Annotated in this window: 25 protein-coding genes and 1 pseudogene; 12 read left to right on the top strand and 14 right to left on the bottom strand. The window is 62.8% G+C overall.

All coding sequences use genetic code 11. The annotated features are described in order from the left end of the window. Window positions 1-305: hypothetical protein (locus GOX53_RS29575; RefSeq protein ID WP_217351829.1), on the top strand; the 305-nt coding region annotated here is incomplete at its 5' end. A gap of 346 nt (window positions 306-651) precedes the next feature. Here the strand turns inward: GOX53_RS29575 and GOX53_RS18130 are convergent. After that, the gene (locus tag GOX53_RS18130; RefSeq protein WP_171178771.1) at window positions 652-924 is read right to left on the bottom strand and encodes a hypothetical protein; all 273 of its coding nucleotides are present in this window, start codon (window positions 922-924) and stop codon (window positions 652-654) included. A 210-nt stretch (window positions 925-1,134) separates the two neighbouring features. Between GOX53_RS18130 and GOX53_RS18125 the strand changes: the two genes are divergently transcribed. The 3 genes from GOX53_RS18125 (at window position 1,135) to GOX53_RS18115 (ending at window position 3,571) form a co-directional block, all read left to right on the top strand. After that, the gene (locus tag GOX53_RS18125) at window positions 1,135-1,734 is read left to right on the top strand and encodes a 2-hydroxychromene-2-carboxylate isomerase (protein ID WP_171178770.1); all 600 of its coding nucleotides are present in this window, start codon (window positions 1,135-1,137) and stop codon (window positions 1,732-1,734) included. Window positions 1,735-1,791: 57 nt separating this feature from the next. Then, on the top strand, window positions 1,792-2,268 hold the full coding sequence (locus GOX53_RS18120) for a DUF2244 domain-containing protein (protein WP_171178768.1): 477 nt from the start codon (window positions 1,792-1,794) through the stop codon (window positions 2,266-2,268). A gap of 181 nt (window positions 2,269-2,449) precedes the next feature. Then, a complete protein-coding gene (locus GOX53_RS18115; RefSeq protein ID WP_171178766.1) occupies window positions 2,450-3,571 on the top strand; it encodes a hypothetical protein in 1,122 nt (373 codons plus the stop codon). A 173-nt stretch (window positions 3,572-3,744) separates the two neighbouring features. On the opposite strand, the gene GOX53_RS18110 is transcribed toward GOX53_RS18115, so the two are convergent. The 3 genes from GOX53_RS18110 to GOX53_RS18100 all read right to left on the bottom strand — a co-directional run bounded on the left by GOX53_RS18110 (window position 3,745) and on the right by GOX53_RS18100 (window position 6,512). Further along, window positions 3,745-4,194, bottom strand: a complete 450-nt coding sequence (locus tag GOX53_RS18110) for a hypothetical protein (RefSeq protein WP_171178765.1) — start codon at window positions 4,192-4,194, stop codon at window positions 3,745-3,747. Window positions 4,195-5,100: 906 nt separating this feature from the next. After that, window positions 5,101-5,742 (bottom strand): hypothetical protein, encoded by a 642-nt coding sequence (locus tag GOX53_RS18105; RefSeq protein WP_171178764.1) that lies wholly within the window; start codon window positions 5,740-5,742, stop codon window positions 5,101-5,103. A gap of 284 nt (window positions 5,743-6,026) precedes the next feature. Then, entirely contained in the window at window positions 6,027-6,512 is a 486-nt protein-coding gene (locus tag GOX53_RS18100) for a GatB/YqeY domain-containing protein (protein WP_171178763.1), read from the bottom strand. Between the two features lie 184 nt (window positions 6,513-6,696). Between GOX53_RS18100 and carA the strand changes: the two genes are divergently transcribed. Both carA and GOX53_RS18090 read left to right on the top strand, forming a co-directional pair. Next, the gene (gene carA / locus GOX53_RS18095; RefSeq protein ID WP_171178762.1) at window positions 6,697-7,863 is read left to right on the top strand and encodes a glutamine-hydrolyzing carbamoyl-phosphate synthase small subunit; all 1,167 of its coding nucleotides are present in this window, start codon (window positions 6,697-6,699) and stop codon (window positions 7,861-7,863) included. A 72-nt stretch (window positions 7,864-7,935) separates the two neighbouring features. Next, window positions 7,936-9,819: a glycosyltransferase family 2 protein gene (locus tag GOX53_RS18090; protein WP_171178761.1), complete on the top strand. Its 1,884-nt coding sequence runs from the start codon at window positions 7,936-7,938 to the stop codon at window positions 9,817-9,819. Window positions 9,820-9,822: 3 nt separating this feature from the next. Here GOX53_RS18090 and GOX53_RS18085 read toward each other — a convergent pair whose 3' ends face one another. Continuing rightward, window positions 9,823-10,473: a GntR family transcriptional regulator gene (locus tag GOX53_RS18085; protein WP_171178760.1), complete on the bottom strand. Its 651-nt coding sequence runs from the start codon at window positions 10,471-10,473 to the stop codon at window positions 9,823-9,825. Window positions 10,474-10,573: 100 nt separating this feature from the next. Here GOX53_RS18085 and GOX53_RS18080 point away from each other — a divergent pair, with 100 nt between their 5' ends. From GOX53_RS18080 to GOX53_RS18070, 3 genes and pseudogenes are all read left to right on the top strand, one after another. Then, entirely contained in the window at window positions 10,574-11,218 is a 645-nt protein-coding gene (locus GOX53_RS18080; RefSeq protein ID WP_171178788.1) for a pyrimidine 5'-nucleotidase, read from the top strand. A 125-nt stretch (window positions 11,219-11,343) separates the two neighbouring features. Then, window positions 11,344-11,592 (top strand): annotated as a pseudogene (locus GOX53_RS18075) (hypothetical protein). A gap of 74 nt (window positions 11,593-11,666) precedes the next feature. Further along, entirely contained in the window at window positions 11,667-12,863 is a 1,197-nt protein-coding gene (locus tag GOX53_RS18070; protein WP_171178759.1) for a UbiH/UbiF family hydroxylase, read from the top strand. 129 nt (window positions 12,864-12,992) lie between these two features. On the opposite strand, the gene GOX53_RS18065 is transcribed toward GOX53_RS18070, so the two are convergent. Further along, window positions 12,993-14,120, bottom strand: coding sequence for an aminotransferase class V-fold PLP-dependent enzyme (locus GOX53_RS18065; RefSeq protein ID WP_171178757.1), 1,128 nt, complete (start codon window positions 14,118-14,120; stop codon window positions 12,993-12,995). Window positions 14,121-14,420: 300 nt separating this feature from the next. Between GOX53_RS18065 and GOX53_RS18060 the strand changes: the two genes are divergently transcribed. After that, complete coding sequence (locus GOX53_RS18060; RefSeq protein ID WP_171178756.1) at window positions 14,421-15,122, top strand: GntR family transcriptional regulator; 702 nt, start codon at window positions 14,421-14,423, stop codon at window positions 15,120-15,122. 3 nt (window positions 15,123-15,125) lie between these two features. On the opposite strand, the gene GOX53_RS18055 is transcribed toward GOX53_RS18060, so the two are convergent. Continuing rightward, window positions 15,126-15,584, bottom strand: coding sequence for an Lrp/AsnC family transcriptional regulator (locus GOX53_RS18055; protein ID WP_171178755.1), 459 nt, complete (start codon window positions 15,582-15,584; stop codon window positions 15,126-15,128). After that, the gene (locus GOX53_RS18050; protein WP_171178754.1) at window positions 15,581-16,036 is read right to left on the bottom strand and encodes an Lrp/AsnC family transcriptional regulator; all 456 of its coding nucleotides are present in this window, start codon (window positions 16,034-16,036) and stop codon (window positions 15,581-15,583) included. Before GOX53_RS18050 ends, GOX53_RS18055 begins: the two co-directional genes overlap by 4 nt. A gap of 131 nt (window positions 16,037-16,167) precedes the next feature. Between GOX53_RS18050 and ilvC the strand changes: the two genes are divergently transcribed. Next, window positions 16,168-17,190, top strand: coding sequence for a ketol-acid reductoisomerase (gene ilvC / locus GOX53_RS18045; RefSeq protein WP_171178753.1), 1,023 nt, complete (start codon window positions 16,168-16,170; stop codon window positions 17,188-17,190). Window positions 17,191-17,244: 54 nt separating this feature from the next. Here the strand turns inward: ilvC and GOX53_RS18040 are convergent, their stop codons facing one another. Continuing rightward, window positions 17,245-17,697: an SRPBCC domain-containing protein gene (locus GOX53_RS18040; protein WP_171178752.1), complete on the bottom strand. Its 453-nt coding sequence runs from the start codon at window positions 17,695-17,697 to the stop codon at window positions 17,245-17,247. Further along, a complete protein-coding gene (locus tag GOX53_RS18035; protein WP_171178751.1) occupies window positions 17,690-18,007 on the bottom strand; it encodes a helix-turn-helix transcriptional regulator in 318 nt (105 codons plus the stop codon). The genes GOX53_RS18040 and GOX53_RS18035 overlap by 8 nt, the downstream gene beginning before the upstream one ends. 140 nt (window positions 18,008-18,147) lie before the next feature. Here GOX53_RS18035 and GOX53_RS18030 point away from each other — a divergent pair, with 140 nt between their 5' ends. Continuing rightward, window positions 18,148-19,068, top strand: a complete 921-nt coding sequence (locus tag GOX53_RS18030) for a DMT family transporter (RefSeq protein ID WP_371810349.1) — start codon at window positions 18,148-18,150, stop codon at window positions 19,066-19,068. A 2-nt stretch (window positions 19,069-19,070) separates the two neighbouring features. Here GOX53_RS18030 and glmM read toward each other — a convergent pair whose 3' ends face one another. From glmM to GOX53_RS18015, 4 genes are all read right to left on the bottom strand, one after another. Continuing rightward, complete coding sequence (glmM, locus tag GOX53_RS18025; protein ID WP_171178750.1) at window positions 19,071-20,417, bottom strand: phosphoglucosamine mutase; 1,347 nt, start codon at window positions 20,415-20,417, stop codon at window positions 19,071-19,073. Between the two features lie 36 nt (window positions 20,418-20,453). Then, a complete protein-coding gene (gene folP, locus GOX53_RS18020) occupies window positions 20,454-21,452 on the bottom strand; it encodes a dihydropteroate synthase (protein ID WP_371810348.1) in 999 nt (332 codons plus the stop codon). Then, window positions 21,449-22,369: a dihydroneopterin aldolase gene (locus GOX53_RS29570; RefSeq protein WP_217351832.1), complete on the bottom strand. Its 921-nt coding sequence runs from the start codon at window positions 22,367-22,369 to the stop codon at window positions 21,449-21,451. The genes folP and GOX53_RS29570 overlap by 4 nt, the downstream gene beginning before the upstream one ends. A gap of 167 nt (window positions 22,370-22,536) precedes the next feature. Next, window positions 22,537-23,178: a cell wall hydrolase gene (locus tag GOX53_RS18015; protein WP_171178747.1), complete on the bottom strand. Its 642-nt coding sequence runs from the start codon at window positions 23,176-23,178 to the stop codon at window positions 22,537-22,539. Between the last annotated feature and the right edge of the window lie 84 nt (window positions 23,179-23,262).

Raw genomic sequence — 23,262 nt, 5'->3', positions numbered from 1 at the left:
ATTCAAAGGTGGAAAATTCCAGTTCGCAATGGCCCGAAAATCGGGGGGAAGGTCAAATTCCCATCAAAGCAATCATACCAAGTGTCCAAGTATCAAATGCGAGCATCGGCCATCTATTGAATGCGCTAATCGTCAGCGGATTCAACAGCCATGGTAAGGGCCCAAGTGTTCGTACTCGCACGGATTTTGAATTCGCAATCCACACCAAACAGACACAACGCCGAAGAGGAAAAATAAGGGCGAGAACACTGTGGACGCTAGCATTATTACAATCAGTGCAAAGACAAACGGTAAAACGGGTTTGATCTGATCTTCTATCGGCCCCCGATATTTCTCGTACAGTGGCGGAAACCCCTGGCTGACCTGTAAGGCAACAATCAGATAGATGAACCCTGCAAAAGAGAAAGCTAGAATGATGGCCATGAGTGGAAATATGCTTCATCCACTTAACAGATTTCAAGTGGATGTATCGTTGTAATAGCAGCTCGGAATTGCCAAACATGGCGGCCATTGGCGCAGCTGCAACAACGTCAGCTTAGTCCCGCTCCGCCGACCTCGGGTGCGCGCCAGCGTAGGGAAGGTCTGAGCGAAATCGTCAGATGACCGCTCTGAGCCCAAACTGTCCAAACTCACTCTGTCCATGTGTCGGCACTATTGCCTACTCAGCTTTTCATGAATTTGCCGAAGGCACTGATCGCCCTGAAGACTGGACGAGACCAGGCATGGGTCTTGCCACTCATTTTGAAACACGAAAGTGGCGCCACCAAACTTCACTTCTCTCGCCATAACAAATTGCTTTTGTTCGGCTTTGCCGAACTCAGTTCTAATTGCCTCCACAACGTCTGAAACATCCTCTTCTTCGAATTCCAAAGAAAAGTGACCGCTGCTGAGTTTGAGTAGACCAATTGCCATGGCGCCAAACATGGCATCGAAGGCTCAATGTGGTCAACTTCCAAGCAAGTAGATGATCGGCAGCAATGGACCGCATTGCCGACATTTCCTGTGCGGCGCAGGGAAGAAGTGGGACAGCCCCACCGCCCCACCTCAAATACAACCGAGCGCGCACACATCGCCAGACTCACTAAAATCCGCTACTATGGGTAAGTCACATATTGATTTTTCGGAGTCCTCCAGATGCCCGAGATTGATTTTTGGTATTCCATCGGCAGCACCTACAGCTTTCTCACCATCCTGCGCCTGCCGGACTGGTGCAAGGAACATGATGCAACCGTGTGCTGGCACCCTTTCAACGTCCGCACGGTGATGAACGCGCAGCAGAACATCCCCTTTGCGGGCAAACCGGAAAAAAGCGCCTATATGTGGCGCGACATCGAGCGGCGCGCGGCCAAGTACGGGCTGCATGCCAGCCTGCCCGCGCCTTATCCGATCTCGGATCTGGCACTGGCCAATCAGGTCGCGCTCATGGGGATGGGCGAAGGCTGGGGCCAGCGCTTTACCGAGGCGCTCTACCGCATCTGGTTCGAAGACGGGGTCGAGGCCGGCAGCGAGGCAGCCCTGACCGAGGCGCTGCACCGCTGCGAACAGGACCCGCTGCCGATCCTGGCCCGCGCGCGCGAGCCCGAGGCGGTGGAGGCGCTGGCGACCGAAACCGAAAAGGCGGTATCGCACGGCATCTTCGGCACGCCCAGCTTTGTCGTGCGCGGCGAGGTGTTCTGGGGGGACGACCGGCTTGAGGACGCGTTTTCCTGGGTCCGGGTCGGTCACGTCGTGTAACCGGATTTGAGGCGGCGGCTCCCTCGACCCGCAGGCCGGACATGATAGATTAACGATATGCCCTATGACTGGAAACGCACGTCCAAGGCGGAACGGGAACTGCATCTCTGGCCGCACAACTCGCTGCCCCCGCGCGGTGCGGCGGCGGTGGTGCTGACGGTCTTTCTGTTCGCCTCCATCCCGCTGCTGGCGCTGCTGGGATCCGTGCTGCTCTGGGGGCTTCTGCCCTTTGTCCTGACGGCGGTAGCGGGGATCTGGCTGGCGCTCGATCTGAACTATCGCCAGCGCCGCGTGCTCGAAGTGCTGACCCTGTCCGACGATCATGCCCATCTGGTGCGCCACAACCCGCGCGGGCCGGACCAGGAATGGGACTGCAATCGCTACTGGGCGCATCCGAAGATGCATGAACAGGGCGGGCCGGTGCCCCATTACGTCACGCTGACCGGTGCCGGACGCGAGGTCGAGATCGGCGCCTTTCTGTCCGAGGACGAGCGCATCGCGCTATATGACGAGCTGACTCAAGCCTTTCGCTAAAGCGTTTCGAGAAATCTCTGAGACGCGTGTATCGCCAATGTCTCGAAAGCACCGCGGGTGCGGCAGGGCATTGACGATTCGACTTTTTCTCGAAACGCTAAAACCTTGTTTTTCTTTGCCTGAAACCGCCTCCCCTGGTTACAGTTCCCCTTGAAGACCCATATGAACGGACCCGCTGCCGATGCGATCTCTGATCCTGTCCTGCGCCATTTTGCTGGCCGCGCTTGCCGCCAAGGCCGAAGAGCAGGTTGCCTGCACCATCGCCGGCTGCGAGACCGTCAATATCGAGCTGCCGCGCTTTGCCGACGCCGACAGCTTTTCGGTGCAGGAGGTCTGGTCGGTGGTGAACGAGATCCTCGCCGTCTCGGGACTGGCGCCGAATTTTCAGGTGATCGAGACCACCGAGGTCGGCAATGCCGCCGCCGTTGTGATCGAAAAGGAGCGCTATCTGGCCTTCAACCCGGTCTGGATCGAACGCTACAAGGACGATCCGCAGGCGACCTGGCAGCTCTATGGCATCATCGCCCATGAGGTCGGTCACCACCTGCAGGGGCACACGCTGACCGGCCGTGGCTCGCGCCCGCCGACCGAGCTGGAGGCGGATGAATATGCCGGTTTCACCCTCGCCGCGCTGGGGGCCAGCCTGCAGCAGGCGCAGTCGCTCTGGTCCACGCTCAGCGTCGAAGGATCAGTCACGCATCCGCCGCGCCATCAGCGGCTGGCGGCGGTCGAGCGCGGCTGGGAGCGCTACACGCGCCGCAACCCGGGTGCGGCGAACCCCTCGCCCCGGACCGCACCACAGACCGCCCCTCAGACCGCCCCTCAGGCCAGCCTCACCCGCCCGGTCCGCGCCGGAGAGATCTGTAGCCAGCTGCAACTGGCGCTCGGTCCTGCCTCGGTCTGCGCGTCCACCACGCTGGCGCCGCAGGGGGCGTCCAGCTATGGCACCGCGCATCTGTTCGACCGCAACGGCAACACCGCCTGGGTCGAGGGCGGTCCCGGCAATGGCGAGGGCGAATATGTCGCCATCACCTTCGACACCCCGGCCCAACCCGCGCGCCTGCTGCTGCGCAACGGCTATACCAAATCCGACAAGGCCTATCTGGACAATGCCCGCATCCGCGGCCTGAGCCTGATCGCCTCGGATGGCAGTTCGCGGCAGGTGACGCTGGCGGATACGCCGGACTGGCAGGAGATCGCGCTGGACGGCGGCCCGCTGCACTGGGTGATGCTGCGTATCGACAGCACCTACCCCGGGCGCCGCTGGACCGATACTGCCCTGTCGGAACTGGTCTTCGAATGAAAAACACACCGAGGGAGCCAGCCCTTTGCAGCAAATGGCGTAAGAAAGGGCCAGGATGACTAAGATAAAAGGTAGTGGGTCTTGGGCGACGGACAGATCCCAAAGAAATGCTCATGAGTGAGGAACCCGAAATGGCAACGGTGCGGACAAAGCGGACTTAGAAGGGCTTCAACTCAACGGCTGACACGATATCCTGTATAAGCCCAAATGCACAGAAGTGCGACTGCGGCGAATACTGGATCGATGAACCCCAAGCTCATCTCTCCCGGCATCTTTTCCTCCAACCAATTTGATACAAAGTTGTCGCCGCGCAGAACGATCCCAATGATAGCCAATCCACCTAAAAACAGTGTTGCGGCACCTGCCTCACCAATTGCTTTGTGTTGGTCCTGAGTTAGCGATTTAGGCAGTAAGCTACTAAAGGCGTTCAGTATTTTTTCAACTACCCAAATAAATAGCCAAATAGAAACGAAAAACAAAAGGAAACCAAACCCAACATACAGGTTCTTGAACGCTATCAGGCCGGAAATCACTAACGGGATGACAAACCACAGCTTGTACTTCTCGGCGAATCCATCAATCCTTTCATTCAATTGATCAGATTTCCTGTCCGACAATGCCATTTCCCCTCGAATTGAACTGACTGGAACTTGAGACATAGAAATCGATTAGTCAAACCGCCACCTTGGGCTCACACTGGTCATCTGACGGATTTGGTCGGGCTTCATGGCGGGTCATGCGGCGTCAACGACGGCAGTGCGGACAAAAGCGACCGTTCGCGGTAACAAGGCAAGTGACCGCTTTTAATCGCATAGTGAAAAACAGTCGTTGCTGCTCCAGTCAGAAATATCAGGCGCAAAGACCATCTGTTCAGGGCTACGCTGAAAAGAGGCAGGTCGATTCACCTTCCGCATCTAGAAACGGCCTTTGCGTGACATATTGTGCCCTCCAAAAACCTGAAAAACGAAATCGCAAAACGCTCAGCCGAGGCCAGCCCTGTAGCCCTCAAATCGGCTATACTTACTGCCTCAAACTACTCGAGAACCAAAGGTGCTGGAGTCCCCCGCATAAATGCGTCACAAGTTTCCTTATGTATCACCAGATATTCCCTTGTAACCGAGGTGATCCTAAACGCACCTCCACGATTCAACAAATCCCGAAACTCATATATTCGCCTCCCATCTCGTCCAAATACTGATCCATCTCGAAACTCAAAATCATCAAGAAAATAGTACGAAACACCAACATCTCGAATTTCTAAGTCAAGTATGTGAGCGGCCTTTGGCAAGTTTCTACCGCGGTATCGCCTTTCGACTTGAGGGCAAAACGTTTCAAACGGAAAGTATCCAAAGCCACCTATATCGCCTCTCACATCATTTATTTCGCACCTGCCGTTTACAGATATCTCCTCCACCTGAGATATTTGTATTTCTCGAGTGATTCCGCTGCAATCGAAATCGAAAATTATACTGTCCACTTTGAATTCGACAACTTTTCCAAAGTAGTAAGTGTTACCCAATATCAAAGTATCAGCGCGGACAGTGCCTATCATTGGGATCATCATAGCCAGTGACAAAAATACTTGATTTCGAAGTCCTAACATAGTCTTCACGATCTATCCTCATGTAGAGTAGTTCAACGCCAGGCGTGCCAAGTTCGACCGGTGGAGCCAAAAATGCTACAATTCTATCTTGATTCATCCTTAAAATTAGCAATGGACGATTTCTGGAAGTTGCATCTAGAAGGGTTGTCTTCAGTGCTTTGTTTTCTCCTTCCGTGCAGAGTAACGCGTCTAGCGTTGTAGTTGATTGGAATACATCACGTACATACAAGTTTCTGCCGATTTCCGACACACGACCGTTCATGAGTGCGAGTGAACCAAATGTTGTGACAAGAAAAACGGGGGTCAGTGGGAACGTTTTCCCCGCGAATTTAATCATAACTCTAGATTCATAACCCAAAACGCATAGCACAATTACCAGACCAAACAGTGCAACCTCTAGGTCTAGGAGTAGATGATCAATACCGCGTAGAAGCAAATGTGTTTCTGTGAAACTAACAAAAGAGGAAGGTAACCCGAAGAGCGCAAAATACTCCAAGTTGAGTCTGTAACTAAAGAACACCAAAACCGGTGCCGAAAGCGCTCCGTATGTTGCCAGCTTCTGAAGCAATATGGTGTCTCGTATTATCGCTCTGGTTCACTCTAGGTCCTTTTTGTCATGAGTGAGCACAAGTGCCAAGTACTCGCAGTTCTGCACTCAGCTGATGGAAGCTATATCCCTACCGGGCCTCAAGACCGATTTTGGACACCGGACGTTCGTGCACTGCGCAACATCTGTCGCTATGGGCTCGGAGCCGCCGTTGCACCTGCGCCCAGAGATCGTTCAACTGCACCATTTAGTGCAAAGGGCTGTCCCCGGGGCGCCTGTTCCGACATCCGACGGGAAACTGGCCCTTAGCAGTCGCCGCCCGAGGCCGCGCAGAGCTGGTCCTTGACCATCGGGCCCACCTTCCCGAAATCCATCTGCCCGGTGTAGCGCGACTTCAGTTCACCCATCACCTTGCCCATATCGCGGATCGAGCCCGCGCCGGTGGCGGTGATGGCGGTGTTGATGGCCTCGGTCACCTCGTCGTCATCCAGCTGCTTGGGCAGGAACTCCTCGATCACCGCGATTTCCTGCAGCTCTCTCTCGGCCAGATCCAGCCGCCCGCCCTCCTCATAAGCGCGCGCGCTTTCCTTGCGCTGCTTGGTCATTTTGCCAAGGATTTCCAGCACTTCGGCATCACCGCAGCCCTTGGCCTCTTCGCTGCTCGAGCCGCGTGTGGCGATATCCTTGTCCTTGATCGCGGCGTTGATCAGCCGCAGTGTCGACAAACGCGCAGGCGCCTTGTCTTTCATTGCTTGCTTAAGGGCCGTGTTGACCCTCGATCGCATATCCATCTGCTCTGTCCATCCCCATGGAACCGGAAACCTGACCATACCGAAACAAAAAGGCCGACACAACAGGGGGGGCATGCGGTTAACCCATTGAAATCAAACGATAGCCAAAAAAATTGAACAGGGTTGACCAAGGGGCCTAACCCCCTTACGAATGCGCCGATTTACCCAGCAGGAGAGTCGCGCCATGGCCCCGCACGCCCCGTCCAAGCCCACCGCATGTCTGGCACTGGCCGATGGGACGCTGTTTTACGGGCACGGCTTCGGCGCCACCGGCCAGACGGTCGCCGAGCTGTGCTTCAACACCGCCATGACCGGCTATCAGGAGATCATGACCGACCCGTCCTACGCGAGCCAGATCGTGACCTTTACCTTTCCCCATATCGGCAATGTCGGCGTGAACCCCGACGATGACGAAACCGGCGATCCGGTGGCCGAGGGGATGGTGGTCAAATGGGACCCGACCGAGGCGTCGAACTGGCGCGCGGGCGAAGAGCTGAAGGACTGGCTGGCCAAGCGTGGCCGCATCGCCATCGGCGGCGTCGACACCCGCCGCCTGACCCGCGCGATCCGCCAGCAGGGCGCGCCGCATGTGGCGCTGGCCCATGATCCGGACGGCAATTTCGACATCGCGGCGCTGATCGCCGCCGCGCGTGGCTTTGCCGGGCTCGAAGGCATGGATCTGGCCAAGGAGGTCACCTGCGCACAGAGCTACCGCTGGGACGAGATGCGTTGGGCCTGGCCCGACGGCTATGCCCGGCAGGAGGCCCCGCAGCACAAGGTGGTGGCGATCGACTATGGCGCCAAGCGCAACATCCTGCGCTGCCTCGCCTCGGCTGGCTGCGACGTGACGGTCCTGCCCGCCACCGCCACGGCGGCGGAGGTGCTGGCGCATGATCCCGACGGCGTGTTCCTGTCGAACGGCCCCGGCGATCCGGCGGCGACCGGCGAATATGCCGTGCCGATGATCAAGGAAATCCTCGACGACACCGACCTGCCGGTTTTCGGCATCTGCCTCGGCCACCAGATGCTGGCGCTGGCCCTTGGCGGTCAGACGGTCAAGATGAACCACGGCCATCACGGCGCCAACCATCCGGTCAAGGATCTGGAAACCGGCAAGGTCGAGATCACCTCGATGAACCACGGTTTCGCGGTCGATGCCCAGACTCTGCCCGCAGGGGTGATGGAGACCCACCGCTCGCTGTTTGACGGGTCGAACTGCGGCATCCGCATGACCGACCGCCCCGTCTATTCGGTGCAGTACCACCCCGAGGCCTCGCCCGGCCCGCAGGACAGCTTCTACCTGTTCGAACGTTTCGCCTCGGCCATGTCGGCGCGGAAAAACGCGGCCTGATCGCGCCCGTTAACTGCACGTTAACTCCGATTGCACCACCCTGACGCGGTTTCACGTGTCGGGGTCCGGTGAATGAGTGACCAAAATCTCCAACTGCTTGCACCGGCCTGGCCGATCCCGTCGGTGCGACCGCAACTGCCGCTCGGGCGGCATCTGGTGGCCAACGGGATCATCACACAGGCACAGCTGATCCAAGCGCTGCAGATGCAGCTGCGCCTGAACGCCCCCATCGGCGAGATCCTGGTGGCCGAGGGCTGGGCCGAGCCGGGCGACGTGCTGGCGGCGCTGGCGATGCAGAACGGCATTCAGGTCGCCGATCTGGCGGAGCACCCGCCCGGCGGCGATCTCTGCGATCTGATGCCGGTGGAATTCTGGCTTGGCCATGGGGTCATCCCATGGATGCGTCTGGGCCCGCTCGTGCTGATCGCCACAGCCCGGCCTGACCGGTTCGAAGAGGTGCGCGCGGCGATGTCTGAGACCGGGCTGACGCTGATGCCGGCGCTGGCCAGCGCCGATCAGATCGACCGCGCCATCGCCCGCCACTTTGCGGACCCGCTGGCCCGCGCCGCCGAAACCCGCGTGGAGGCGTCCCAGAGCTGCCGTGACTGGCACATCGCCTCGCGCCTGCCGGGCATCGTGGCGGTCCTGCTGATGGCGACCATCGCCGCACTGGTGCCGGTCTGGGGCCTGACCGCCCTGTTCACGGCGGCGGTGGCGACGCTGTTCCTGTTCGTCGCCCTGCGCGCCGCCGGAGCGGTTGCGCATCTGCTCAGCCATTCCTCTCTGACCGCGCCGCGCGGGCAGCCCGCGCTTGAGGCCTCCCCCCGCCTGCCCAAGGTTTCGGTCCTCGTCCCGCTTTACAAGGAGCGTGAGATTGCCAGCGCCCTGATCGGACGGCTGAGCCGCCTGACCTACCCCAAGGCGCTACTCGATGTGATTCTAGTGCTTGAGGAACAGGACGAGGTGACACGCGAGGCGCTGGCCCGCGCCGATCTGCCCCACTGGATGCGGGTGATCGAGGTGCCCGACCATAACGGGCTGACCACCAAGCCGCGCGCGATGAACTATGCGCTGGATTTCTGCCGGGGCGAGATCATCGGGGTCTGGGATGCCGAGGATGCGCCGATGGCCGACCAGGTCGAACAGGTGGCCGCGCGGTTTGCGCACGCCCCGGAGGACGTGGTCTGCCTACAGGGCATCCTCGATTATTACAACCCGCGCAGCAGCTGGCGGGCGCGGTGTTTCACCATCGAATATTGCAGCTGGTTCCGCATCATCCTGCCCGGCATCGCCCGGCTGGGTCTGGTGGTTCCGCTGGGCGGCACAACCCTGTTCTTTCGCCGCGAGGCGCTGGAGGAACTGGGCGGCTGGGACGCCCATAACGTGACCGAGGATGCCGATCTGGGCGTCCGCCTCTGTCGCGCGGGTTACCGCACCGAGATGATCGACACCGTGACATACGAAGAGGCCAATTTCCGCGCCTGGCCCTGGGTCAAGCAGCGCTCGCGCTGGCTCAAGGGGTTCATGGTGACCTATCTGGTGCATATGCGCGCGCCGCTGCGGCTGTTGCACGATCTGGGGCTCAGGCGGTTTCTGGGCGTGCAGGCGTTCTTTCTGGGCACGCTGGGCCAGTTCCTGCTGGCGCCGGTGCTGTGGTCCTTCTGGCTGATCGTCCTGGGCCTGCCGCATCCGGTGGCCGAGGTTCTGCCACCGCAGGTCCTGACCGCCTGCGTCGGCCTGTTCGTGGCTGCCGAGGCGCTGAACATCACGGTCGGGCTGGCCGCCGTCTCGTCCCGCCAGCGGCGCTTTCTGATGCCTTGGGTGCCGACGATGATGCTGTACTTCCCGCTGGGCGTGCTGGCTGCCTACAAGGCGCTGTGGGAGCTGGCCGTGAAGCCCTATTTCTGGGACAAGACCCAGCACGGGCAGGCCGGAGAGGAGCAGGCCCCGGCGTAAGCGTCAGGACCGCTCGCGCTTGTTCGCGTCCTGCTGAAGCCGGGTCATGAAGGCGATCGAGATATGTTCCCGCAGCGCCTTTTGCGCCCGATCCTCGTCGCGTGCCTCGATGGCGTCGACAATGCCCTTGTGCTCGCTCTGCGCGATCTCGCCCCGGCCACGCGCCGCCAGCGACGTGGTGGCCATCAGCGCCATCGTCCGGTGCACCAGATCGAGCTGCTGCACCAGATAGCGGTTGTGCGAGGCCAGGTGGATCTGCTCGTGAAACCGCCGGTTGGCCCGCGACAGCGCCGAAGGGTCGTCGACCAGCGCGTCATCGGCGGTGACCATCTCGCGCAGCACCTTGATCTCCTCCTCGGTGGCATGCTGGGCCGCCAGCCGCGCTGCCAGCCCCTCGAGCTCGCGCCGCACCACGTACAGCTCGGCCATCTGGTTGTGATCCAGCGAGGCCACGATCAGCGACCGCCCGTCGCGTTCCAGCAGCGACTGCGTCTCGAGCCGCTGCAACGCCTCGCGGATCGGGGTACGCGACACGCCGAAGCGCTCGGCCAGTTCGCTTTCCACCAGCCGGTCACCGGGCTTGTAGACGCCAATGTCGATGGCTTCGAGGATCAGACTGTAGGCGTCTGTGTGGGGTTGGCGGCTCTGGCTCATGTTGAATGCGTTCTCCCTGTTCCGGCTTGTCTATCCGCCGGGCGGGGCAGCAATCAAGCCGGGCATTGAAAACTGCGACGCTGGGCCCTACACCCGGGGCATGGTACGACCCGCCTTTTCCCACGTCACCCAATGGGTGTTCGACCTCGACAACACGCTCTACCCGCCGCATATGCGCCTGTTCGATCAGATCGAGGTGCTGATGACGCAATATGTCATGCAGGCGCTGGGTGTGGAGCGGGCCGAGGCCGACCGGCTGCGGTCGCAATACTGGCGCGACTACGGCACCACGCTGGCGGGTCTCATGGCCGAACACGATCTGGACCCCGACCCCTATCTGGTCGCGGTGCATGAGGTCGACATGAGCCACATGGAACCGGATGCACAGCTTGCCGCCTATATCCGCACCCTGCCCGGCCGCCGCATCGTCTATACCAATGGCAGCGCGCCCTATGCCGAGCGGGTGCTGGCCGCCCGCGGGCTCAGTGGGTTGTTCGATGCGGTTTACGGCGTCGAGCATGCGGGCTATCGCCCCAAGCCCGAGCGCGCGGCCTTCGAGGCGATCTTTGCCCGCGACGGAATCGACACCGCCCAGGCCGCCATGTTCGAGGACGACCCCCGCAATCTGGCCGCCCCGCATCAGATGGGCATGCGCACCGTGCACGTCGCGCCCGAGCCGCATGACGCCGATCACATCCACCACCACACCGACGATCTGACTGCGTTCCTGTCCCGGCTGGCCTGAGCAGAACGGCCGGCCTGCGACCTGCTGCCTCGGCCCCCGTTCTGCGGCAAAATGCACCTGCCGGATGCATCTTTTGGTTCCTATATGCCGGGCAACACACCCGAGACATTTCTGAGGAGCCCCCAATGGCCGCGATCGACTTTCCCGCCCCCCGCCCGTTCTGGCAGCGCCTGATCTTTGCCGTGCCGCTGTTCGGCTGGATGGCCCGCGAGATGGCCGAGGGCGATGCCGACACCTGATATTACGCAGCCGGCGCGCTGTTTTCCATGTGGGGCTGCTCGATCCTGCTGTTCGGGGTGCCCGGGCTTTACATCCCCGCGCTGGCCGCCTTGCCGGTGATGTTCCTGCTGCTGATCCTGATCTCGCGCGGCTGAGACACGGGACAGGATGTCACTTGGCGCCTGCCTGCGAACCGGCCTAGGGTCCACCGCAAACGGAGGTGCGGGCCATGAGCCAGAGCTGTGACATCCTGATTTCCGGCGGCGGCATCGCCGGGCTGACCGCAGCGGCCGCGTTCGGAGCCGCCGGGTTCGACGTGATCTGCGTCGATCCCGCCCCGCCGGTGACCGAGCGCGACGCCGAAGGCTCGGACCTGCGCACCACCGCCTTTCTGCAACCCGCGCGCGGGCTGCTGGAACAGTGCGGGCTGTGGGCGCGGCTGGCCGAACACGCGGCCCCCCTTCAGATCATGCGCATCGTGGATGCGGGCGGCGACGTGCCCGAGCCGCGTGTGGTGCGCGATTTCAACGCCGCCGATATTTCGGACCAGCCCTTTGGCTGGAACCTGCCCAACTGGCTGCTCAGGCGCGAGATGGTGGCGCGGCTGGCCGATCTGCCCAACGTCGATTTCCGCCCCGGCACTGGCACCACCAGCCTGTTCACCCGCACCGCCGAGGCGCGGGTGGGGTTGAGCGACGGGTCTCGCGTCAGGGCCCGGCTGGTCGTGGCCGCTGATGGCCGCAACTCGCCCATGCGCGAGGCGGCGGGGATCGGTGTGCACACCACCCGCTACGGGCAAAAGGCGCTGGCCTTTGCCGTCACCCATCCGATTGCGCATGACAATGTCTCGACCGAGATCCACCGCTCGGGCGGTCCGTTCACGCTGGTGCCGCTGCCCGACTGGCAGGGTCAGCCTTCGTCAGCCATCGTCTGGATGGAACGCGGGCCAAAGGCGCTCGAGTTTCTGAACATGGAGGCCGAGGCGTTCGAGGCGGCGATGACCGAACGGTCCTGCGGCCTCTTTGGCCCGCTGAAACTGGCCTCGCGCCGGACCATCTGGTCGATCATCAGCCAGTCCGCCGAGCGGCTGTCGGGCGAGCGTATCGCACTGATGGCCGAGGCGGCCCATGTGGTGCCGCCCATCGGTGCGCAGGGGCTGAACATGTCGCTGGGCGATCTGCGCACGCTGCTGGATCTGGCGCAGGCCCGGCCCGGGGATCTGGGCGATGCCGGGATGCTGGCGGCCTATCACAAGGCCCGCCATACCGAGATCGAGCTGCGGGTGAAGGGCATCGACCTGTTGAACCGCGCCTCGATGGTCGAAACGCGCGCCCTGAGGGACGCGCGTGCGATGGGGCTGAGCGCGCTCTATTCGCTGGCCCCGGTGCGCAAGACGCTGATGCAGATGGGCCTCGGCGTCCGCTAAAGCAGAAATCGAACTTCATTACCCCTCAATCAGCATGTCGCTGATTTCGAACGCGAATATTGATGCGTTATGGTGCAGATCGATCCCATTTGGTTCTAACCGTAGGGCGGGCTTCAGCCCGCCACCCGGTCAAAGCACCTGATCCAGAACCCGCTTGAGCCGCGCAATCGTGGCGTCCACGTCATAGAGCTTGTCCAGACCAAACAGGCCCAGCCGGAACGTGCTGAACCCCTCGGGCTCATCACATTGCAGCGGCACCCCGGCGGCGATCTGCATCCCGAGTGCGGCAAATTTCTTGCCGTTCTGAACCTCGGGGTCGCTGGTATAGCTGACCACCACCCCCGGCGCGCCGAACCCTTCGGCGGCGACCGAGGTGATGCCCTTGTCCCGCAGCATCGCCCGCACGCCATTGCCCAGCGCCCATTGCGCGTCGCGCAGCTTGTCGAACCCATACTCACGAGTCTCGGCCATGGTATCGCGGAAGGCCCGCAGCGCATCGGTGGGCATGGTGGCGTGATAGGCATGCCCGCCGCCCTCATAGGCCTTCATGATGTCGCGCCATTTCTTCAGGTCGATGGCAAAACTGTCCGAAGCGGTCTCGGCCAACCGCGCCTCGCCCTTATCGGACAGCATCACCAGACCGGCACAGGGCGACGCGCTCCACCCTTTCTGCGGGGCCGAGATCAGCACGTCCACGCCGGTGGCTTCCATGTCCACCCAGACGCAGCCGCTGGCGATGCAATCGAGCACCATCAGCGCGCCCACCTCATGCGCCGCCGCCGCCATGGCGGTCACGTAGTCGTCGGGCAGGATTACGCCCGCTGCCGTCTCAACATGCGGGGCAAAGACGATATCGGGCTTCTGCTCGCGGATCGTCGCCACCACCTCGTCAATCGGCGCGGGCGCGAAGGGCGACGGGCTGTCATTGCCGGTTTGACGCGCCTTCATCACGGTGGTGCTGACGGTCAGCCCGCCGGTCTCGAAAATCTGGCTCCAGCGGTAGGAAAACCAGCCATTGCGCACCACCAGCACGTTTGCGCCACGCGCGAACTGGCGCGCCACCGCCTCCATCCCGTAGGTGCCACCGCCGGGGATCACCGCGACGCCCTGTGCCTTGTAGACCCCTTTCAGCATCTCCGAGATGTCGCGCATCACCTGCTGAAAGGCGGCGGACATGTGGTTGAGCGAGCGGTCGGTGAAGACGACCGAGAATTCCTCGAGCCCGTTGGGATCGACGGTATCAAGCAGTGCGGGCATGATCTGTCCTTTCTGACTGGTCCCGTCATTTCTGGCCGCCGCCGCCGGACAGGTAAAGCGGCAAACCGACGTTTTGCGGGGGGATAATCGACATATCGCTTGAAAATTTCTGCCCTCACAGCCGGCCGCCGGATTGGGTGATTTGGGAGCGCAACCGTGCCCTTTGCGGTGCGTGCAATTTTCTTGTTCGAAAATAAGTGGTTAATACATGTGACGCTAAATAGTGTCACGACATCTTTACACGCAGAAGTGTTTCTGAACAGATATGCTCAGCCAGGACAAGAAAGGGCGGACTTACCCGTGAAATCGCAAAAGCGGACCAGCTTTCAGGTCGTTCGTGACGAGGTGAAACGAAGGATTGAAAGCCGCGTCTGGCCGCAGGGGTCCGTGTTACCGACCGAAACCGAACTGGCCGCCGAGTTCGATTGCGCAAGGGCGACGGTCAACCGCGCCCTGCGTGAACTGGCGGATCAGGGTTTTGTCGAGCGCAAACGCAAGAGCGGCACGCGGGTCAAGAAGGCGCCGGCCCGGCAGGCCCGTCTGGAAATCGCGCTGGCCAGGCAGATGGTCGAGGCGCAGAACGCCACCTACCGCTATGCGCTGGTCGCGCGTGACGTGGTGCCGGCACCCGCCTGGCTCAGCTCGCAGCTGACCCTGCCGCCCGATGCGCAGATCCTGCATCTGCAATGCATGCATTATGCGGATGACCGGCCCTTTCAGTTCGAAGAACGCTGGATCAACATCGCCTCGGTGCCTGACGTTGAGTACGCGGATCTGAGCGAGACAGGGCCGCATGAGTGGCTGCTGAATGCCGCGCCTTTCACGGACGCCAATCTCGCCTTTTCCGCGGTCGCGGCGGACGCGCGCCTGGCCGAGTTCCTGGGCACGATGCCCGGCATGCCGATGATGCAGACCGAGCGGGTGACCTGGCTGCAAAACACGCCGGTAACGCTCGCACGCATGACCCATCATCCCGGGTTCCGGATCAGCACGCGCTATTGAACCTCAGCCAATCGGGCCCGGCAGGCGTTCCTCGCTGAGCAGCACATTGGCCTCTACCTCGCCCGCGCCCGGCAGGGTCATGATCCGGCGCCGCAGCACACGTTCGAAATCGCCGAGGTCGCGCGCCACCACCCGCAGGCGGTAGTCGTAGAGGCCCAGTACGTGCTCGACCGTCTGCACTTCGGGGATGGCGCTGACGGCGCGCTCGAAATCCTCAAGGCTCACCTGCCCCTTGCGCGCCAGCTTGACCCCCAGAAACACGGTCACCCCAAAACCCAGCGCCTCGGCATTCAGCCGCAGCCGCCGCCCCTTGATCGCGCCTGCCTCCTCCAGCCGCCGAATGCGCCGCCATGTCGCCGGCTGCGACAGCCCGAACCGCCGTCCCAGCGCGCCCGCGCTTTGCGTTGCATCCTGCGCCAGTGCCCGCAGCAGCTTGCGGTCCATATCGTCCAGTTCGATCATACCGGCAGCACCTCGTCGCTTTTCACCCGGGCGATATGCATCAGCGCCTCGATATCGGCGATATGCGGCAGGGTCAGGATTCGGTCGCGATAGAGCTGCTGGTAGTGGGACATGTCCCGCGCGATCACCGACAGGCGCACATCGACCCGGCCCAGAAAGGTCTGGATCTCGATCACCTCGGCCACCCGCCGCGCCGCGTCCGTGAACTCGTCAAACGCCCGCGCCTGCGTCTTGTCCAGCGTCACCCGCAGCGAGACCTCGACCGCGTATCCAAGTGCCGCCCAGTCGATCACCGCCTCCTGCCCCTGAATGATCCCCGCCGTCTGCATCTTCTCGATCCGCCGCCAGCAGACGCCCTGGCTGATCCGGCATCGCTCGGCCAGTTCGGCCACGGACAGGCTCGGCTCACCCTGAAAATGGCGCAGAATCCGGCGGTCAATGTCGTCAAGCATGATTTTTTCGCTCATTCATATTTTTGCGAATGATTCTTCTTCTTGCAGATAAATACGCATGTCCGGCGCTCTCGCAAAGTGCAAAACGACCAGATAAAAGCACCGCAATCGAAACAGAAAGGACCGGCAAAATGCGCGTCTATTACGATCGTGATTGCGACATCAACCTGATCAAGGACAAGAAGGTGGCGATTCTGGGCTACGGCAGCCAGGGGCACGCCCACGCGCTGAACCTGCGCGACTCGGGCGCCAAGAACCTGGTCGTCGCCCTGCGCGAAGGCTCGGCATCTGCCAAGAAAGCCGAAGCCGAAGGTCTGCAGGTGATGGGCATCGCCGAGGCCGCAGCCTGGTGCGACGTCATCATGTTCACCATGCCCGACGAGCTGCAGGCCGAGACCTACAAGAAATACGTGCATGACAACATCAAACCCGGTGCCGCCATCGCGTTCGCTCACGGCCTGAACGTGCATTTCGGCCTGATCGAGCCGAAAGAGGGCGTCGACGTCATCATGATGGCCCCCAAGGGCCCCGGCCACACCGTGCGCGGCGAATACACCAAAGGCGGTGGCGTGCCCTGCCTGGTTGCGGTTCACACCGACGCCACCGGCAAGGCGCTGGAAACCGGCCTCAGCTACTGCTCGGCCATCGGCGGCGGCCGCTCGGGCATCATCGAGACCAACTTCCGCGAGGAATGCGAAACCGACCTGTTCGGTGAGCAGGCGGTTCTGTGCGGCGGTCTGGTCGAACTGATCCGCTGCGGGTTCGAGACCCTGGTCGAGGCGGGCTACGCGCCCGAGATGGCCTATTTCGAGTGTCTGCACGAGGTGAAGCTGATCGTCGACCTGATCTACGAAGGCGGCATCGCGAACATGGATTACTCGATCTCGAACACCGCCGAATACGGCCAGTATGTCACCGGCCCGCGCATCCTGAAGTACGACGAAACCAAAGCGCGTATGAAAGAGGTTCTGAACGACATCCAGCAGGGCAAGTTCGTGCGCGACTTCATGCTGGAGAACGCGGTCGGCCAACCGACCATCAAGGCGTCGCGTCGCGCCAATGACGAGCATCAGATCGAACAGGTCGGCGAGAAGCTGCGCGGCATGATGCCGTGGATCTCGGCCGGCAAGATGGTCGACAAGTCGAAGAACTGAGCCATCCCCGATTCTTGTATTGGGCGGTCCATCGGGCCGCCCTTTTTCGTGGCCTCACGCAGCGATGGCGCCCGTATAGCGTTCGCCGAACACGAAATCCCAGCCGCTGTCGTAATTGCCGCGTTTGGCGGCCGCCTCAGCGCCCCAGACCTCCCATCCAGAATGGGTCAGCGTGACCCGGGTCTTGCCGCCTGCATCCGCGAATTCCACCTGGACCCGCGTGGGCGCATCGGCGTTGTTGCCCGGATGCCAGGTCATCGCAAGACTGCGGCCCGGCTCAAACTCCAGCACTTTGCCCCAGTCGGTGCGGCCTCCGTCATGCATGGTCTCATAGACCGCCCCGCCAACGCGAGGCTCGATCGTTACCGACTGCGCAGGCTTCCCGGACGCGGCTGACACGGCATGCCCATCCAGCGGCCACCAGTCGGAAATCCGGGTCACGAACACCTCGAAAGCACGCGCGGCAGAGCAGTTGACCTCCACTGTCTTCACGATCGGGTCAGTCATGGCGGTCTGCCTCCTTGTCGTTGATTTCACTGGCAAAGCTGTCCAGGGCCTTGGTCCAGAACTGGTCGAGCCATTTCCGCAGTTCCGCCAGCCCCTCGGGCCGGACTGCGTAAATCCGACGGGTGCCCTGGGCGCGGCACATCACCAGACCGGCATCGGACAGCACTTTCAGGTGCTGCGACACGGCAGGGCGGCTGACGGGCAGTTTTGCGGCCACGGCGCCCACGGGGCTGGGGGTGGCGGCAATTACCTCGAAAACCTGTCGCCGGGTCGGGTCGGCCAAAGCGGAGAGAGAATTTATGTAAGCCATGACTTACGGTAAGCACACACTTACATACTGTCAACTGCGGCGTCCGGATGGAACACCATGCCAGGTCCTGTCCACAACTCCGGGATTGACGCCGATGCCAGACCCGGTTTCTGTGCCCTTCGGATTTCCGGGGGAACACAGTGAGCCAAAGCCCTGACATTACCGCGCGCAGCTGGATCATGGTTGCCATTCTCGGCTTTGTCTGGGGCGGCACCTTCATGGTGATCGAGCTTGCGCTGGAGGGGCTGACGCCCTTCTGGCTGGCCGCCTTCCGCATCGGGTTTGGCGCGCTCTTGAGTTGCGCGGTCTGGCAGATGCTGGGCGGGCGGCTTTTCAGCGCGCCGCTCACCGGGCCGGACCGGAGCTCGCTGATCCTGATCGCGCTGCTCAGCTCGGCGGTGCCGTTTGCACTGATCTCATGGGGACAGCAATATGTGACCTCGGGCTTTACCGGCGTCTCGATGGCGTCGATCGCGCTGATGGTGCTGCCGCTGGCGCATTTCATGGTACCGGGCGAGCGGATGACCTGGCGCTGGGTGCTGGGGTTCTGCGTGGGCTTTGCCGGAGTGTCACTGTTGATGGGCTCGCAGGCCTTCGAAAGCTCGGGCGACGTGCGTGAGCTGCCGGGGCGTCTGGCCTGCCTGGCGGCGGCGGCCTGTTACGCGGTCACCTCGATCCTGATGCGCCGCCTGCCGCCGGTGGACCCGGTGGGACTGTCAGCCGTGCTGCTGCTGATCGGCGCCTTTGGCGTGATCCCGCTGGCCTGGGCCATCGAGGGGCCGCCGCCCCTGCCCGATCAGAGAACCCTGTGGCTGGTGGCCTTTCTGGGCATGGTGCCCACGGCGGCGGCCAACCTGCTGCGCGTGACCGTGGTGCGCACCGCCGGGCCGGTCTTCATGAGCCTGACCAATTATCAGGTGCCGGTCTGGTCGGTGGTTCTGGGCGCGGCGCTGCTGGGCGAGCCCTTGCCGCCCGCCCTGCTCTGGGCGCTGCTGCTGATCCTCTGCGGTGTGGGCGTCAGCCAGTACGGCGCGCTGCGGCGGCTGTTCGGGCGCGGCTAGGCTCAGGCCGAGACCGCGTCCGCCACTGCATCCACCACAGAATCCACGGTGCGTTCCAGCAGCCCCTCGTCTTCGCATTCGGCCATCACGCGGATCAGTGGTTCGGTGCCGGACTTGCGGATCAGCAGGCGGCCCTTGCCGTTCAGCGCGCCTTCGGCGGCGGCAATCGCGGTCTGCACCTGCGGCAGGTCCAACGGGGTCTGACCGGCTTCGAAGCGGACGTTTTTCAGCAATTGCGGCACGCGCTCGAACTGCCGCGCCAGTTCCGAGGCCGGACGGCCCGAGCGCACCATCTCGGCCAGGAAATGCAGCCCCGCCATCAGCCCGTCGCCGGTGGTGGCATAATCGCTCATCACGATATGGCCCGACTGCTCACCGCCCAGGTTGAAGCCACCCTCGCGCATCCGCTCGACCACATAGCGGTCGCCGACGGCGGTGCGTTCCAGCCGCAGCCCCTGCCCGTCCAGATGGCGTTCCAGTCCGAGGTTCGACATCACCGTCGCCACCAGCGCCCCGCCGCTCAGCTGCCCGTCAGCGGCCCAGCGTGAGGCCAAGAGCGCCATGAGTTGATCGCCATCGGCGACCGTGCCGGTCTCGTCGATCAGGATCACCCGGTCGGCGTCGCCGTCCAGACAGATGCCCACATGGGCGCCATGGGCGACGACGGTTTCGGACGCGGCTTGCGGTTGGGTCGACCCGCAGCCGAGATTGATGTTCTTGCCGTCGGGTGCGACGCCCAGCGGGATTACGTCGGCGCCCAGTTCCCACAGGATCTCGGGCGCGGCGCGGTGCGCGGCCCCGTTGGCGCAGTCGATCACCACCTTGAGCCCTTCGAGCCGCAGATCGCGCGGCAGCGAGGATTTGACCCGCTCGCCATAGCGGAACCGCGCATCGTCCACGCGGCGCGCCCGGCCGATATTCTGCGCCTGCGCCGGTTTCACGCCCGCGTCGATCAGCGCCTCGATCTCAAGCTCGGCCTGATCGGACAGCTTGTAGCCGTCGGGGCCGAAGAACTTGATGCCATTATCCTCGGCCGGGTTGTGGCTGGCCGAGATCATCACGCCCAGATCGGCCCGCATCGAGCGGGTCATCAGCCCCACCGCAGGGGTCGGCACCGGCCCCAGCAAGAGCACGTTCATGCCGGTGGAGGTCAGCCCCGCCGTAAGCGCGTTCTCGAACATGTAGCCCGACAGCCGCGTATCCTTGCCGATCACCACCCGGTGGACACCGCTGGCATCGCGGCGGAAGTAACGCCCCACCGCCGCGCCCATGCGCAGCGCCATCTCGGCGGTCATCGGATGGGTGTTGGCGGTGCCCCGCACCCCATCGGTTCCGAACAGCTTGCGCATGGCTTTCACTCTTTCTCAACTATTGGCGAGACAGGCTTAGCGGACGGCAGACCACAGACGCAAGGCCTGTGCGGTCTGCGCGACATCGTGCACCCGGACGATCTGGACGCCCTGCGCCAGCCCGGCCAGGGCGACGGCGATCGAGCCCGGTGCGCGAGCATCGGCGCGCGGCGCCTGCCCGATGCGTCCGATGAAGCCCTTACGCGACACGCCCAGCAGGATCGGGCAGCCCAGCCCGTGAAACAGGCTGAGATTGCGCAGCAGGGTCAGGTTGTGGTCTTCGGTCTTGCCGAAGCCGATGCCGGGATCGACCACGATCTGACCGCGATCCAGCCCAAGTGCCTCCAGCCGGGCGATCTGGCCCGCGAGGAAGTCGTAGACGTCCAGCAGCACGTTTTCATATTCCGGGTTGTCCTGCATCGTGGCGGGATCGCCCTGCATATGCATGACGCAGACCGGCACCTGTGCCTCGGCGCATAGCGGCGCCAGCGCCGGATCGAAGGTAAAGCCCGAGACATCGTTGACCAGACCGGCCCCGGCAGCCAGCGCGCCACGGGCCACGGCGGCCTTGCGGGTATCGATGGAGATCAGCGTATCGGTCTCGGCGCGGATCGCCTCGATCACCGGGACGGTGCGGGCGATCTCCTGCGCTTCGGGAATGAAATCGGCACCGGGCCGGGTGGATTCGCCGCCGATATCGAGGATCGCGGCGCCGTGTGCCGTCATGTCGGCGGCGGCGGCCCGAGCGGTTTCGACCGTATCGTGCCGCCCGCCATCCGAGAAACTGTCGGGCGTTATATTGAGGATGCCCATGATCTGCGGCTGCGCCATGTCCAGACCGGCAACGGGCGCGCGCGGGGCGGTCAGACGGTCCCGCACATCACCGGGAATGGCATCGGCGCTGACCATACGCGGTGCGGCATCGCGGGACAAAAGCTCGGCATGGGTGAACCAAAGATCGCCGCCGGCCAACGGCAAGGCGCCATCGGGACGGGCCGGGCCGTGTTGGACCAGCGGGCGGTAATAGTCGCTCACAGTTCGGCCTGCTCCACCGGCACCGCGCGCAGCGGCACGCTGGGATCGGCGGGCAGATCGCCGCCGATCACCAGCATCTCGCTGGCCTCGAAAGTGGCCGCGAACCAGGCGGCGAGCGCCACCGCGTCCGACGGCTTGGCCGAGGGCCCGTCCACCGCGTCCAGCACAATCTTGGACGGCGCCCAGACGCAAATCTGGCCGTTCTTCATCGCCCAGTCCAGCTCGGTCCGGGTCGAGACCACCACGCAGCGGAAATCGCGCGCGGCCAGAGCCCATGCGTTCTGTTCGATGGCCAAGAGGTCGATCCGGCGTTGGGTCATCGCGTGGCCGGTCTGCGGCGCGGGCAGATCGGCGGCGCCGACGCACAGGATCAGCGGGCGCCGGCGGTGTTCCAACTGGTCGATCCAGGACGACAGGTTGGGCGAGGCAATCGCTTCGTTCGACAGATAGACCAGCCGGGGATGCGGGCGCTCTTCCTCTTCCACATCGTGATGCACGGCATCCTTGCCGCGCACGATCTCGACCCCCAGAGCGCCGGGGCCGCGATCCAGCTTTTCGATGCGGACAAAGGCGCGCACCGCCTGCGGTTCCAGCAGGATACGCTCGGCCACACGCTCGGCCAGGGTTTCCAGCAGGTTCAGACGCTCGGCGGCCAACTCATGGGCGATGGCTTCGGTCACCCGGTCATAGGACAGGATGCGGTCCACATCGTCGTCGATGGGGCCGGTCAGCGGCTTGACCTCGACCACGATGTTGAAACAGATCCGCTGGGTGGTGCCCCGTTCGGCCTGAAAGGCGCCAATCTCGACCTCGACGATATGGTCGCGCAGCGAGATGCGGTCGAGCGGCCCCAGCGGCGCGGTGGCCTCGGACCGTTCGGACGGATGGGCAAAGGCGAGGCGGATTTCAGAGCTCATGAGCGTGGCCTTTTCGGGCTCGGACAGATCAGGTTCGACCAGCATAAGGGTCGCGCGCGGCTATAACAGCCCCACAAACGCCACACCAGCAACGGATTGCGGCGTCCGCGAGAAAACGCGAAACGCCGCTCTGCCCACCGGTATCCGGCCTCTTGTTCCGTCCAGCCTCAGTTGCTGGCCGTGCGGTAGTTGTGTCGATAGAAGATATGCACACCAATCCGCGCGGTTTCTTCATAGACCCGCGACCAGGACGGGCGCACCGCCTTGGTGTGGTAATGGGTGGCGCCCTCGGTCAGGCCGCCGCCGACGCCGTCAATCGCAGCGCGGGCCACCTTGGCCACCCGCTCGAACGCCTTTTTCTCGGCGATGACTTCTTTGCGCCCGTCACAGGTGTAGGTGAACTGACACTGAAACTTGCGCCCGGTTCCCTGCTTGATCACGCCGCACAGCGTGTTGGGAAAGCGCGTGCTTTCGACCCGGTTCAGGATCACCTCGGCAACGGCGAACTGGCCCTTGACCGTCTCGCCGCGCGCCTCGAAGTACAGCGCCTCGGCCAGGCATTGCCAGTGCTCGTCGCCAGCGGCCTTGGGCCGCTGGTCCAGCCAGTTGCGGGTATAGCTCACCTCGACCGGCTTCGCCTGCTTTCGCGGCTTGAACACGTTCAGGTATTGACGGAACCTCTGCCCCGGCAGCTCACTGCGGGACACCTGGTCTTGTCCGGTTACATAGTCTTTTTCTCGTTCGGCAAAGGATGGGTTCGGCAACGCAAACACCATCACCATGGCAGCCGCCACAACGATACGTATCATCAGAAAACCTCGCACAGGCACAATACGCGCCATACCCTCCCCCGGCGGGCGCGAGGTGGCTCTTAGACCAGTCGGCGCAGAACG

This window comes from Ruegeria sp. HKCCD8929 (assembly GCF_013031405.1).
GTDB lineage: Bacteria > Pseudomonadota > Alphaproteobacteria > Rhodobacterales > Rhodobacteraceae > Ruegeria.
This window is presented reverse-complemented; position numbering and strand designations above follow the sequence as displayed.

Bases quoted from the DNA above. Each gene is read 5' to 3' on its own strand.
- GOX53_RS18130 (WP_171178771.1), bottom strand. From the start codon at position 924: ATGTTTGGCGCCATGGCAATTGGTCTACTCAAACTCAGCAGCGGTCAC.
- GOX53_RS18125 (WP_171178770.1), top strand. From the start codon at position 1,135: ATGCCCGAGATTGATTTTTGGTATTCCATCGGCAGCACCTACAGCTTT.
- GOX53_RS18120 (WP_171178768.1), top strand. From the start codon at position 1,792: ATGCCCTATGACTGGAAACGCACGTCCAAGGCGGAACGGGAACTGCAT.
- GOX53_RS18115 (WP_171178766.1), top strand. From the start codon at position 2,450: ATGCGATCTCTGATCCTGTCCTGCGCCATTTTGCTGGCCGCGCTTGCC.
- GOX53_RS18110 (WP_171178765.1), bottom strand. From the start codon at position 4,194: ATGGCATTGTCGGACAGGAAATCTGATCAATTGAATGAAAGGATTGAT.
- GOX53_RS18100 (WP_171178763.1), bottom strand. From the start codon at position 6,512: ATGGATATGCGATCGAGGGTCAACACGGCCCTTAAGCAAGCAATGAAA.
- carA (WP_171178762.1), top strand. From the start codon at position 6,697: ATGGCCCCGCACGCCCCGTCCAAGCCCACCGCATGTCTGGCACTGGCC.
- GOX53_RS18090 (WP_171178761.1), top strand. From the start codon at position 7,936: ATGAGTGACCAAAATCTCCAACTGCTTGCACCGGCCTGGCCGATCCCG.
- GOX53_RS18085 (WP_171178760.1), bottom strand. From the start codon at position 10,473: ATGAGCCAGAGCCGCCAACCCCACACAGACGCCTACAGTCTGATCCTC.
- GOX53_RS18080 (WP_171178788.1), top strand. From the start codon at position 10,574: ATGGTACGACCCGCCTTTTCCCACGTCACCCAATGGGTGTTCGACCTC.
- GOX53_RS18070 (WP_171178759.1), top strand. From the start codon at position 11,667: ATGAGCCAGAGCTGTGACATCCTGATTTCCGGCGGCGGCATCGCCGGG.
- GOX53_RS18065 (WP_171178757.1), bottom strand. From the start codon at position 14,120: ATGCCCGCACTGCTTGATACCGTCGATCCCAACGGGCTCGAGGAATTC.
- GOX53_RS18055 (WP_171178755.1), bottom strand. From the start codon at position 15,584: ATGATCGAACTGGACGATATGGACCGCAAGCTGCTGCGGGCACTGGCG.
- GOX53_RS18050 (WP_171178754.1), bottom strand. From the start codon at position 16,036: ATGCTTGACGACATTGACCGCCGGATTCTGCGCCATTTTCAGGGTGAG.
- ilvC (WP_171178753.1), top strand. From the start codon at position 16,168: ATGCGCGTCTATTACGATCGTGATTGCGACATCAACCTGATCAAGGAC.
- GOX53_RS18040 (WP_171178752.1), bottom strand. From the start codon at position 17,697: ATGACTGACCCGATCGTGAAGACAGTGGAGGTCAACTGCTCTGCCGCG.
- GOX53_RS18035 (WP_171178751.1), bottom strand. From the start codon at position 18,007: ATGGCTTACATAAATTCTCTCTCCGCTTTGGCCGACCCGACCCGGCGA.
- glmM (WP_171178750.1), bottom strand. From the start codon at position 20,417: ATGCGCAAGCTGTTCGGAACCGATGGGGTGCGGGGCACCGCCAACACC.
- GOX53_RS29570 (WP_217351832.1), bottom strand. From the start codon at position 22,369: ATGAGCTCTGAAATCCGCCTCGCCTTTGCCCATCCGTCCGAACGGTCC.
- GOX53_RS18015 (WP_171178747.1), bottom strand. From the start codon at position 23,178: ATGATACGTATCGTTGTGGCGGCTGCCATGGTGATGGTGTTTGCGTTG.